Origin of the sequence: Ligilactobacillus faecis, assembly GCF_029889745.1 — a bacterium.
In the GTDB taxonomy this organism is placed as follows: domain Bacteria; phylum Bacillota; class Bacilli; order Lactobacillales; family Lactobacillaceae; genus Ligilactobacillus; species Ligilactobacillus faecis.
The window spans coordinates 1661904-1674678 of record NZ_CP123639.1 but is presented as its reverse complement, the minus strand read 5'-3'; the positions used below and the strand labels follow the sequence as shown (position 1 = coordinate 1674678).

At 40.0% G+C, this 12775-nt stretch carries 11 protein-coding genes; 2 read left to right on the top strand and 9 right to left on the bottom strand.

All coding sequences use genetic code 11. From position 1 onward, the window contains the following. Positions 1–68: 68 nt before the first annotated feature. The 6 genes from pgsA to QFX10_RS07585 all read right to left on the bottom strand — a co-directional run bounded on the left by pgsA (position 69) and on the right by QFX10_RS07585 (position 7516). Complete coding sequence (gene pgsA, locus QFX10_RS07610) at positions 69–656, bottom strand: CDP-diacylglycerol--glycerol-3-phosphate 3-phosphatidyltransferase (protein ID WP_280605644.1); 588 nt, start codon at positions 654–656, stop codon at positions 69–71. Positions 657–681: 25 nt separating this feature from the next. Continuing rightward, positions 682–1602 (bottom strand): helix-turn-helix domain-containing protein, encoded by a 921-nt coding sequence (locus QFX10_RS07605; RefSeq protein ID WP_280605643.1) that lies wholly within the window; start codon positions 1600–1602, stop codon positions 682–684. A 155-nt stretch (positions 1603–1757) separates the two neighbouring features. Continuing rightward, positions 1758–2486, bottom strand: a complete 729-nt coding sequence (gene ymfI, locus QFX10_RS07600; protein ID WP_280605642.1) for an elongation factor P 5-aminopentanone reductase — start codon at positions 2484–2486, stop codon at positions 1758–1760. Further along, complete coding sequence (gene yfmH, locus QFX10_RS07595) at positions 2483–3790, bottom strand: EF-P 5-aminopentanol modification-associated protein YfmH (protein WP_280605641.1); 1308 nt, start codon at positions 3788–3790, stop codon at positions 2483–2485. The genes ymfI and yfmH overlap by 4 nt, the downstream gene beginning before the upstream one ends. After that, positions 3790–5052, bottom strand: a complete 1263-nt coding sequence (yfmF, locus tag QFX10_RS07590) for an EF-P 5-aminopentanol modification-associated protein YfmF (RefSeq protein ID WP_280605640.1) — start codon at positions 5050–5052, stop codon at positions 3790–3792. The genes yfmH and yfmF overlap by 1 nt, the downstream gene beginning before the upstream one ends. A gap of 226 nt (positions 5053–5278) precedes the next feature. After that, a complete protein-coding gene (locus QFX10_RS07585; RefSeq protein WP_280605639.1) occupies positions 5279–7516 on the bottom strand; it encodes a DNA translocase FtsK in 2238 nt (745 codons plus the stop codon). Between the two features lie 274 nt (positions 7517–7790). On the opposite strand from QFX10_RS07585, the gene QFX10_RS07580 reads away from it, so the two are divergent. Next, positions 7791–9425: a peptide ABC transporter substrate-binding protein gene (locus QFX10_RS07580; RefSeq protein WP_280605638.1), complete on the top strand. Its 1635-nt coding sequence runs from the start codon at positions 7791–7793 to the stop codon at positions 9423–9425. A 54-nt stretch (positions 9426–9479) separates the two neighbouring features. On the opposite strand, the gene trmL is transcribed toward QFX10_RS07580, so the two are convergent. The 3 genes from trmL to QFX10_RS07565 all read right to left on the bottom strand — a co-directional run bounded on the left by trmL (position 9480) and on the right by QFX10_RS07565 (position 11547). Continuing rightward, a complete protein-coding gene (gene trmL / locus QFX10_RS07575; RefSeq protein ID WP_280605637.1) occupies positions 9480–9989 on the bottom strand; it encodes a tRNA (uridine(34)/cytosine(34)/5-carboxymethylaminomethyluridine(34)-2'-O)-methyltransferase TrmL in 510 nt (169 codons plus the stop codon). A gap of 191 nt (positions 9990–10180) precedes the next feature. Then, the gene (locus QFX10_RS07570) at positions 10181–11035 is read right to left on the bottom strand and encodes a methyltransferase domain-containing protein (RefSeq protein ID WP_280605636.1); all 855 of its coding nucleotides are present in this window, start codon (positions 11033–11035) and stop codon (positions 10181–10183) included. An 11-nt stretch (positions 11036–11046) separates the two neighbouring features. Then, positions 11047–11547 (bottom strand): YbaK/EbsC family protein, encoded by a 501-nt coding sequence (locus QFX10_RS07565; protein ID WP_280605635.1) that lies wholly within the window; start codon positions 11545–11547, stop codon positions 11047–11049. A gap of 222 nt (positions 11548–11769) precedes the next feature. On the opposite strand from QFX10_RS07565, the gene QFX10_RS07560 reads away from it, so the two are divergent. Next, entirely contained in the window at positions 11770–12747 is a 978-nt protein-coding gene (locus QFX10_RS07560; RefSeq protein ID WP_280605634.1) for a GMP reductase, read from the top strand. Positions 12748–12775 lie beyond the last annotated feature (28 nt).

The following is a 12775-nucleotide window of genomic DNA, read 5'->3' as shown; positions in this document are numbered from 1 at the left end:
TGAAAAAAACTTCTTTTAATCTTTATATACGCAAAAAATGGGCCTGATTCAGCCCATTTCCAAATTTATTATTTTTTGAATGAATCTTCAAAAATGCTACGACTCTTCCAGAAATACTCGACTCCAGAATAAACAGTAAAGAACAAACAGATATAAAGCAAGATCTCACCGATCATGATATGCAGATCGATAAAGAAGACGTTGTTCAAATACAAGAAAAAGATCGCAAACATCTGTGTCATCGTTTTGATCTTGCCAGGGAGTTCCGCAGCCATAACTTGGCCATCATTTTCAACAACGATCAATCGTAAACCAGTCACCGCCAGCTCACGACAAACGATGATCGCTGCGACCCAAGCTGGAACTTTACCCATTTGAACTAAAATGATGAAAGCAGTCATGACTAACATCTTATCTGCTAAAGGATCGGCGAACTTCCCAAAATTCGTCACTAAATGCTCGCGCCTAGCGATCTGACCATCGATAAAATCTGTGATCGAAGCGACTGCAAAGATCAAAGCTCCGATCACTTGCGTCGTTTTGATCGCTGTTCCAGCTAAAACGATCTGGCCCCAATCAAATGGCACTAAAAGGACGATCATAAAGATAGGGATCAAAAAGATCCGCAAAAGCGTCAATTTATTAGGTAAATTCATTTTTTAACTACCTTTCGTTACTTTATTACTCATTTGTTGAAGAGCTTACTACGTTGATCGTGATCGTTCGAACTGTGAGCGAATCATTTTCTTTCAAGAAATCAAATTTCTTACCATTGATCGTGATCGTTGTAGCTTTTGAGTTTCCAAGGTTCAAAGTGATCGTCGTCGTATTTTCAGGTAATTCGACGGTCTCTTTTGTAGAAGTTGCTGATAAAGTTCCTTGCCAAACTTGAACACCATTAGCCGAAACTGCATTCCAAGCCGTCGCTCCATCAGAAACAGCTAATTCGATCTTATTTTTAGCTGGTGCATTCTCTAAATTATAAGTGAACAGCGAGCCACTTGCCGCCGTATTAGTGAGCGTCTGTTTTGCTTTTTTCGTGTTCTTCTTGCTTGCAGAACTTGTAGCCTTTTTAGCCGAACTTTCTTTTTGGCTACTTGTCTTTTTAGCCGAACTACTGCTACTTTGTTTAGTCGTGTCAGATGAAACTGAAACTTTTTGACTCGTCTGTGCGATCTGGGTGCTTTCGTTTTTACTCCGATCGCCCCAAGCAAAGATATAGATCGTCCCTAAGATCGCGCAGACGATCAAAACGATGATGATCGTTGGTAAATAATGGATGATCTTTTCAATAAGCGGAAAAGTCGGCTTTTCTTCGCGTTTGACTGCTTCGGTCCGCGTTTTAGCTTCTGCTTCTGCTGGTTCTTCCGCACTGTTGACCGTTTCAAGCTCAGCTAACAGCTCTTCTGCATCCAGGCCAACAGTTTCAGCATATTGCTTGATAAAAGCCCGGACATAAAATTTACCTGGAAGTGAGTCAAAATCATCCTCTTCGATCGCGATCAAGTAACGCTTTTGGATCTTTGTCGTTTGTTGTAGATCATCTAAAGTCAACCCTTTTTCTTTTCGAGCATTCTTTAAAATTTGTCCGATATCTGCCATGTTTTTTATTTCTATAAAGTGTGACTGCTTAGAAAGTTTATAGATTTCCTTTCATGATTATGTACTAAGACTTTATTTCAAGTCTCAGTTTTGTCTGCTTAAAAAGTAAACAAAATGAAGCCCCGTCTCACAGCTTACCTTTCTAACGGAGTTTCTTAGCGCAACCAACCACCAGTAACATATAGTGTTTGCCCTGTTAAATAGCCTGCCTCTTTTGGTAAAAGACTCTTTACAAAATAACTGATCTCTTTTGGAACAGCAAAGCGTCCTTTAGGGATCGTCTCTGCCACCTCAGCCTTTTCTTCGGCTGAAAAAGTCATGTTCATTTGCGTCTTTACAGCTCCCGGCGCGATCACGTTGACTGTCAATCCAGTCGAAGCCACTTCTTTGCTATAAGCACTACAAAAAGCACTCAGCGCCCCCTTGAGCGTACTGTAACCAACTTCAAGAGCACTTCCGTTTCCACCATAAACTGAGCCGATAAAAACGATCCGTCCAGCTTCACTTTGCACGAGTTTATCTTCTAATAGCGCAATTAGACGTAAAGGCGTTTGGAGTTGCATCGCTAGCATTTGATCAAATTTTGTAGGGCTCAGATCTCTAAATAGACCATACTCAGTCGTCCCTTGCGCAAAGATGACCGCATCAAGTGAGGTGAAGATCTGACTGGCGATCTGCTCAGCACTACCTAGATCGGTCATATCTTGCTTAAACATGATAAAGTCTTGTTTAGGGTGAGCTTGTGTGAGTTTCTCTACTAAAGTCATAATTTTAGCGGTCGCTCGATGATAATGCAAGTAAAGTGACCAGCCCTCAGCTGCTAGATCAACGGCGATCTGCTGACCGATATCACCTGAAGCGCCACATATCAAAGCCCACTTCATTTAGGCACCTCTTCTTTTGGCAAGATCTGATAAACACTGATCGCCTCAGAACGTAAAAACTGTTTAGCGATCACAGTTAGATCTTCAAATTGGATCTGCTCCAATAAAGTTACCATATCAAATAAAGTCGCATTTTCAAAAAGATCCGCTTCATAGCGATTAGCGATGCTTTCAAGGGAATTCATCGCTTGGATCGTCCGCCCGATCATTTCTTTTTTAGCTAAGGCAAACTCTTTTTCTTTTCCTACTAATAACTCAGTTGCATGTTCAGCAATATCGATGATCGCATTTGAAAGTTCTTGGGGCCGTGTCGTATCACCTGAGATCGAAGCAAAATGAAAACCACGTTCAAGGGTAAAATCATAGCCAAAACTATCATCCAAGATCCCAGCATCATATAATTCTAAATATTTATCTGATGATTCACTATAGAGGAGATAAAGGAGCAGTTCAACTTTTAATTTATACAAAAGTCCGGCTCGTCCTGCGGGAACTTCATCTAATCCTTTGATCCCCACGATCGTCTTAGGACGTTGAACATCCAACTCTGTCATGCGATACGGAATGATATCTTTGCCTTCTGGGTCTTGCTCAAGCGTTTGTCTTTTGATCGCTCCCTCCACAGGAAACTTTTTTTGAGCTTGATTTTCTTTGATCGTCTGCAACATCTCATCTAGATCAAAGCGTCCGACGATAAAAAGATCCATATTTTCTGGACGATAAAATGTTTTATAACATGTATAGAGATCTTCTTCTGTGATCTTTGCGATCGAATCAACTGTCCCAGCGATATCAATGCTCAACGGATTTTTAGGGTAGAGATTTCCAATGATCCCAAAGTATAGGCGCCAATTGGGGTCGTCATCATACATTTTGATCTCTTGCCCGATGATCCCTTTTTCTTTTTCGACCGTCTTAGGCGTAAAATACGGAGTTTGTACAAAATCAAGCAGTATTTGAACACATTCAAGCTCAGCGTGCGTTGTTGAAAAAAGATAGCTAGTCTTGGTAAAACTTGTAAAGGCATTGGCATCTGCACCGTATTTTCCAAATAATTCAAAAGCATCATGATCTTCTTTTTCAAAGAGCTTATGTTCTAGAAAATGTGCGATCCCATCTGGAAAACTTCGTAACTCAGTTTCTCCGAGTGGTACGAATTCTTTATCGATCGAACCATAATTCGTCGTCAAGATCCCATAAGTTTTATGAAAATCTGCTCGTGGTAATAAATTTACTTTCAAACCATTTTCTAAACGTGTTGAATAGATAGTTTCACCAAAGTGTGGATAATTACTAACTTCCACTAGCTCTGCCCCCCATCTAAGAAAAATACTGTTTGCAATTCAACTAGTGCTGCGACCCGACAAATATCCTCTTTTGTAACTTGCAAAAGGCTTTTTTTCCATTCACTTGCCGAGATCGATCTTTGTGCTAATAGATCTAATTTAGTTCGAGTCATCTCGGTTTGTTGGTTATCGAGCCGACTTTCATAAGCATTCAGCAAATGTAATTTGACCTGCTCTAATTGTTCAGCACTGAATTCGCCATTTTTCAAAGCTACTAATTGTTCTGCGATCAAAGCTTGAGCTTTGCGCCGATCAGTCGCTTTGATCCCTGTTTGCACGATCAAAAGCTGTCTGAAAGGATCAAAATTACTATTTGCATAGTAAGCTAAACTTGCCTTTTCACGAACATTTGCAAAGAGTCGTGATTGGGGCGTGCCCCCAAATAAAGCATTGAAGATCAAAGCAGCATAATGGTCTTTGCTACGGTAACTGACTGGTAGACGATAGGCTAGATCTAATTTACTTTGATTTAACTCTTGACGTTCAGATACTTCCGTTACTACTGCACGTTTAGCTTGCTGATATGTCAGTGAGAGCTGTTTTTTAGGGCGTGCAGGTAAGTCTAATTTTTTGAGTTGAGCCTGAACTAAAACAGGATCAACATCTCCCGAGATCACGATCTGCACTTGATCAGTTGCAATGACATTTTGATAGTAATGGTAAAGTTTCGTGGCATCGAGCTCTTCTAAATCAGCCACTGTCCCATATAAAGGAACTTTTTGTAATTCAGTCTCGAAATAATTCTCTTGCAACTTAAGTGCTGCATATGTCTGTTTATTATCTTTGACTGCCTCGATGTAGGCTTTGAGATTTTGCTTTTGCCGTGTAAAAGTAGCCTGATCAAACCCTTGTTTATCGACAAGTGGGCGCATGATCATTTCCTGTAAAAAAGCCAAACTTTTGGCTAAGAGATCGACCTTTTCTAGCAAATAATTATCATTAACACAATTTAAAATGAAGTTTAGACTATGGACTTGCCCCCGGCGATCAACCGTTGTTCCAAAACTCGCACCATACATCTCAGATAATTCAAGCGCAACATCTTTTTGGGTCGGATATTTCTGGCTACTTGTCTCTAAAAGATCAGCCAATAAAGTCCGCATCACCAGCCCGCTACGTTCTGAAAGTTCGGTCAGAAATGAAATGTTGATCCGCGTTGTCTTAAACTGCTTTGTCGGGATCACATTCAACGTTATCCCAGCTGTTAGTTCCTCTTGCACAAGCAGTCTTACTATACGGTCGGTGGAAAAATACTGAAAGTCCGCATAGCCTTCCTTTCATCAAATTTATACATCACTTCAAAGTCATTTTTACTTGGAGCGATCGACTTTAGTCCCACATTTTTAACTTTCAACTAAAGTTTATTTATCTGTACTTGTTACTCTTTAATATGATAAGCGAAAAAAGAGCTAAAGACAAGTTTCATTCTTATCTTCGCTCTTATTTTCACATTTCTTCTTTAGGCGGACGTATATAGACTTGGCGCGGTTTTGAACCTATTTGCGGTCCGATCATCCCACGATTTTCAAGCTCATCGACTAGTCGCGCTGCCCGATTATACCCGATCTTAAAATTTCGTTGTAACAACGAGATACTGCATTTTTGCTCATGCGTGATGAAAGCTACGACTTCATCAAATAACGCATCTTGATCACTTGCTTCATCAACATTCAATTCGCTTTCTGAAACTTCCATTTCTTCGTCATAAACTACGTTGGCTTGTTGTTTGATAAAATCAACGACATTTTGGACATCTTCATCATACACGTAGGCTCCTTGAACACGCGCCGGTTTATTTTGTCCCATCGGTAAATAAAGCATATCTCCACGCCCTAGAAGTTTTTCAGCCCCAACTTGATCGATGATCGTGCGTGAATCAGTTCCACTCGAGACTGCAAACGCCATTCGCGACGGCACATTGGCTTTGATGATCCCCGTGATGACATCAACTGATGGTCTTTGCGTTGCCAAGATCAAATGGATCCCAGCTGCCCGCCCCATCTGAGCGATCCGCGTGATCGAGGCTTCTACTTCGTTTCCAGTTGTCATCATGAGGTCAGCTAATTCATCAACGATCACAACGATATAAGGCATTTTTTCATATTTACTTGGGTCTGTAGTAGCTAACTTATTATAGCCAGTGATATTCCTTTGGCCTGTTTGAGCAAATTCTTCATAGCGCTGTTGCATTTTTTGAACGACTTTATCTAACGTAACAGCAGCTTTACGCGGTTCTGTCACGACTGGTGTCATTAAATGTGGGAGATCATGATACATCCCAAGTTCGACTTTTTTAGGATCGATCAAAACCAGTTTGACATCTGTCGGAGCACAATTCAGCAATAAACTAGTTAAGATCACATTGATCGCTACAGATTTCCCACTTCCTGTTGAACCAGCGATCAAAAGATGTGGCATTTTAGCTAGGTCGGCTGTGATCAAACCATTTGAGATATCTCGTCCTAGTGGTACTTCTAAAGGTTCATGTTCTCCTTGACTGAATTCTTGCATCAACTCTTTAAATGAGACCATCGCCACTGTTTGATTCGGCACTTCGATCCCAACTAAAGCTTTTCCAGGGATCGGCGCTTCGATCCGAATATCTTTTGCTGCTAGCGCTAACGCTAGGTCATCAGCCAAACTGACAAACTTTGAAACTTTGACACCGATCGCTGGATGTAATTCATATTTTGTCACTGCTGGACCTAAAATGATATTTTTCAGTTCAGCTTGGACACCAAAGCTCTTTAAAGTCTCAGTCAACACGACTTGATTTTCGGCGATCTTTTGCTTTTCACCACTCTGATCTGGCAACGGTGCTTCTCGTAAAAGTTCTAAACTTGGAAGTTCATAGTTAAGATCGCCAACTTTTCGCTTCTTTTTCGGCGCAGGTGAAGCAGACGGCGTGACTGGCATTTTAGCAGAGATCGGGATCTCGGGGATCTCAGGTGTCACTGGATCAGCGATATTTGACTGTTCTTTTGCACCAACTGTTGGCTCTTTGACTAGAGGAGCAACTGGTTCTTTTTTAGTTTTAGTTTGAACTAGCTCAGCATATGCTCTTTGAGCGACGCTTTTGAGTTTAGTCCCTATAGTCTTTAAAAGTTGCCCTAGATTTTCAACGATCGTTCCAAATGATATTTGACAAATAAATAACAATCCTAGTCCACATAATATAAAAGCTATCAAATACGACCCGATCTGTCCTGTCAAAAAATATGTCAAACTATAGCTTACGACCCCAATGATCCCGCCAGCTAAGTCTTCATTCAATGTTCCAGCTACTAGGTCATGCCCTGCTCTTTCAAAAAAAGCCCCACTAAAACCAGTATGGATCGCTAACTTTTGAAATGATGCAGCACTGATCCAAAGTAAGACCCCTAAATAAAGCAAAGCTCCACCCACTAAATAACTCGCACGAAGTTTAGGCTGCCGGTCAAAAAGCAACCAATAACAGCCTAAAGCCCCTAAAAGAAGGGCTCCAAATTGATAAGTATTTCCCACAACTAAACGGAGCAAATTTGAAAAAAGTCCGCCTAAAAAACCTAGATCAAAAAGACTTAGGATCGCGCCTAGCCCAACCAATAACCCTGTCATCCGCCAGGTCATTTTAAATTGCTTTCTTTTTTTTGAAGAGCGTTTTTTAGTCTGTGGCGTTCTCTTTGTTTTTTTCTTTGTCAACACTACCCCTTCTTTTTCTGTGAAATTATTGCTTAAAAATTAATTATATCATATCCCCATCGATACTATTTTAAACAAAAATAATCATTTTCTTAGTTTTATCATAAATAATAAATTAAGATAAATACTTTTATATCAAATATTATAGTGTAAAACATTTTTGAGAAAAATAAAATAATTACCTTGAAATTATAATTTTTATAAAATATAATAACATAAATTAAAAAATATTTTTAATTTATGGGGTCACTTATAATTTTACAAGGGGGATATAACTATGCATTTAAAAAAATTACTTGCAACTAGCGGAACACTGCTCGTTGCAACTCTGACCTTAAGCGCTTGTGGTCATGATAGATCTTCACAAGCATCAAACAAACCAGCAGAAAAACAAGTTTTGAACTGGTCACTTCAAAGCGAGATCGCCACACTTGATTCGACAACTGTACCTGAGATGACAAGTGCGGAAATGATCAATAACGTCATGGAAGGCCTCTTTCGGATCAAAAATAATCACGCCGAACCAGGCCTCGCTACTAAAACTAAAGTTTCAAAAGACGGCTTGACTTACACGCTGACTTTGCGCGACTCCAAATGGTCAAATGGTGATCCAGTTACTGCCCATGATTTCGTCTATGCTTGGCGCCGGACCGTCGATCCTAAAAATTCTGCTCCTGGTTCTTACTTATATAGCGGGATCAAAAACGCCGATGCGATCATCGCAGGGAAGATGGCACCTGAAACTTTAGGCGTCAAAGCTAACGGCGATCATGAACTAGTCGTTGAACTTGAACAACAGACCCCGTATTTTAAACTTTTGATGGGTGATGCGCGCTTTTTCCCACAAAATCAAAAAGTAGTCGAAAAATATGGTAAACAGTATGGTTCTTCAGCAGATAAGATCGTTTATAATGGTCCATTCTTACTTAAAGGTTGGACAGGTTCAAATCTAAGCTGGAAATTCGTTAAAAATAACAATTACTGGGATAAAAAGCACGTTAAGATGCAAACGATCAACTTCAAAGTCGACAAGAGCTTAACAACTAGCTATAGCTTATATCAAGCTAATAAAGTCGACTTCACCAAACTAACAGCCGAACAAGCTAAGCAATTAAAAGGCACTCCTGGTTATAAAGCACTGCGCATAGCACGAACGACCTACATGGAGTATAACTTAGAGAAAAAAGAATTCAAAAACAAAAAGATCCGGCAAGCTCTAGCTTATGCGATCGATCGAAAACAATTTGCCCAAACAGTTGCTGGAGGTGGCTCGCTACCATTGACAAACTTTGTCCCACGTGACCTTGCAAGTTATAACGGCAAAGATTTTGCTGATCTAGCCGCTACTAAAGTCGGTGTAACTACAAACAAAAAATTAGCTAAGAAATTACTCAAAGAAGGGCTAAACGAATTAGGTGAAGATCACTTTGAATTTACTTTACTCGGCCGCGATGGAGATGTTGCTAAAAAAGAAACAGAATTCATCCAAAGTCAGATCGAAGAAACTTTACCAGAAGTTAAAGTCGTAACTAGAAACATCCCTGGTAAAGTGATCATCGAACAAGCTTCCAAAGGTAACTTCGACGCCCAATTGACTGGTTGGCTAGCTGACTTTGCTGATCCGATCAATTTCTTAGACGTTGAAACACGGACAAACTTCACTAATATGGGGCACTATGACAACGCTGAATATAACGACCTTGTGACGGCTGCAAAGACGACTGACGCACTCAACACTGAAAAACGTTTTGCCGACATGGTCAAAGCTGCCAAATTATTGAACGAAGATCAACCGGTCGTGCCTTTGATCCAAGAGAGCGATCCTGAATTACTCCGTCCAAACGTCCACGATATGGTCCAAAATACTGCCGGTCTGATCAATAACTTTAAAGAAGTCTATGTGACTAACTGATCTCACCTTAAACTATAAAGAGGTTTTAAGACTATGATAGCCTTAAAACCTCTTTTATTTTAACTTGTCATTTTCATACGTATGTGTTTTTTCAAGACATGGGAAACCTTGTTGACGTAAAGCCTCATACACTACGATCGCGGCTGTATTCGATAAGTTGAGAGCTCGGATATGCTCATCGTTTTGAGGGATCCGAATACATTTTTCTTTATTTTGACGCATAAACATCTCAGGCAGACCCGTCGTCTCTTTTCCAAAAAGGAAGTAATGATCTGTATTCGTAGCATAATCAACTTCCGTATAGGCATGGTCAGCAAACTTCGAAACGACATGTAACTTAGCCTCTTTAGGTAAGGTCGCTAAAAATGCTGGTAAATTAGGATGATAGGTGATTTTAACTTTATCCCAATAATCAAGCCCAGCGCGTTTCAAGTATTTATCGTCTGTCGAAAAGCCTAATGGTTCGATCAAATGCAATTCAGTATTTGTTCCAGCGCATGTTCGGGCAATGTTACCTGTGTTGGCTGGCATCAAAGGTTCAAATAATACGATATGATTAGCCATCTTTTTTCTTCTTTCATTCAAATTTTATTTACATAAAAAAAGCGTAACTGTTCGGTGTGGGCACGGCGAACAGTTACGTTAATGAAGTACAATCACATAGCAACTAACGCCAGTTCCGTTAATTGCTCATAACCGATTTCTTATTGAATATCATAGCACTAAAAAGATCTATTTTCAATGCTTTTTCAAAATTATTTTTGGGCGCATAACAAAGTGACATCAACCGTGATCTGATCTAGTGGCTCAGAAAGTACTTGAGCTCGCCGTTCTTTTGAAGCACCCCATTGTAACGGCGTCATTTGTAAAAGTGCTGAAAATAATTCAGGATCAAGTGCAAAATGATATTTGATCCGTTGCTTTTCCATTTTTGGAAAATGCTTTTCAAATAACGCTACCACACTGGCATTAGAATAAGCATGATTTTTTGTTTCTTTAGGGTAAAGAGCTCGGCGTAATTCACCTAAATAATCTGCATTAGGAATGACTTTTAAAAGCTGTCCCCCAGGTTTCAAAACACGTGAAAATTCTTGATAAGCTGAGGGTGAAAAAATATCGATCAACTGATCAAAAGCCTCAGTCGCAAACGGTAAGGCTGCTAGATCTGCGATACAAAAGAAAGCGTTAGTCTCTTGTTGCGTCGCCAAATTGATCGCGCGTTTTGAAATGTCAAACCCAAGATAGCGATCATTTGGTTCAGTTCGTAAATGTTCGAGTCGCTGTAAAGGCGTTCCTTCACCACAACCGATATCTAGGATCTTTTGCCCTTTAGCGGGGATCTTAGCTTGTAGTTCTGAAATGATCGGATCAAAAAGTCCGGCTTGCAGACATTTTCGGCGTGCTTGCCATAAACGATCATCATCATAATCACTTGTGACACCATGTTTCAATAAATATAGCGTACCTTTTTTCGACAGATCAAATTGATGGTTTTGTTCACAAAAAACACTATGTAGCTCTACATGTTCAAACCGACTTTGACAAACTGGACAGCTAAACAGCTCTAAATTCTCAGCTACATAATTAGCACCACGTTCGATCTTTTTCATAAAAACCATCCTTATTTTGTTACTTTGATATAACTTCCTTTGACCAGTCTAACAAGATCAACTTGTTTCAACCGAACCGAACGACCGACCTTTCCAGCCGAGACCGAAACTTCTTCTAATCCTTTGATCCGTTCGTCAAAATAGATCGGAAAACCTTTCCGTGCACTGATCCCGATCGGTGTATTAGCTCCATGGATATATCCGGTGATATTGATCAATTTTTTGTTATCAGCTAGATGCAATTGCTTTTTGCCAAGTTCACGAGCTGAAACTTTGAGATCGATCTCATATTCAAGTGGCAAACAGATCACGACGTAATCTTTAGGATCTTTATTAGCTTGCAAAACGATCGTCTTTAAAATGCTTTTAGGTTCGACCCCTTGCGCTTTAGCTTCGTTTAAAGCACCTGCTCCTTGTTTGATCCAATCAAAAGTATTTTCTGTATATGCGATCTGGTGTTGATCAAGGATCCGCTCTTCATTTGTCTTCTTCTCTTTTGTTTTCTTCGCCATTTTCGTCCCTCACTTTCTGATTTATTGTAGCGTGATTTCAAATACTTGTAAAACTGCTCACTTTTTCAAAGCTTTATTTTTTGAGCAAAATCCGAACTTTACTAACAAAAACGAATAATTCTATTTGACTTACTTTGACTAATAAGTTATATTTAACTTTGCTCAGACGAGCAAAGTATTTTTTTACGAATAATCACAGTTTTAGATAAGGGGTATAATAACATGCCAGTATTTGATTATGAAGATATTCAGTTAGTTCCAAATAAATGTATCGTTAAAAGTCGGCAAGAGATCGATACGCGTATCAAATTTGGACCGATGACTTTTAACATCCCAGTCGTACCTGCAAATATGCAGACCGTGATCGATGAAAATCTAGCTATTTGGCTTGCTCAAAATGGTTACTTCTATATCATGCATCGTTTTGACGAAGAAGAGCGTTTACCTTTTGTCAAAAAAATGCATGACCGCGGTCTATTTGCTTCGATCTCAGTTGGTGTCAAGCCACAAGAATATCAACTGATCAATGAACTGGCAAAAGAAAGATTGACTCCTGAGTATATCACGATCGATATCGCTCATGGTCATGCTGACACTGTGATCGAAATGATCAAACACATCAAAAAACAACTTCCAGGTGCTTTTGTTATTGCTGGTAATGTTGGGACCCCTGAAGGAGTCCGCGAGCTTGAAAATGCTGGCGCCGATGCAACTAAAGTCGGGATCGGTCCAGGAAAGGCCTGTATCACAAAGATCAAAACAGGCTTTGGCACTGGGGGCTGGCAATTGGCCGCTTTGCGTCTATGTGCCAAAGCAGCAAGTAAACCGATCGTCGCTGATGGCGGGATCAGAACTAATGGTGATATCGCTAAATCAGTTCGGTTTGGCGCTTCGATGTGCATGATCGGTTCGATGTTTGCAGGCCATGCTGAAACACCAGGCGAAGTGATCGAACAAGACGGTAAGAAATATAAAACTTATTTTGGTTCAGCTTCACAGTACCAAAAAGGTGAATATAAAAACGTTGAAGGTAAAAAATTACTTGTCCCATATCGCGGGCATATCGCTGATACTTTACGTGAGATGCAAGAAGATCTCCAATCTTCAGTATCTTATGCTGGCGGTCGTGATCTTGAAGCTTTACGTAAAGTTGATTACGTGATCGTTAAAAACTCGATCTTCAACGGCGACCAATATTAAAAAAATAGCTTCCTAAAGCTGGATTGAT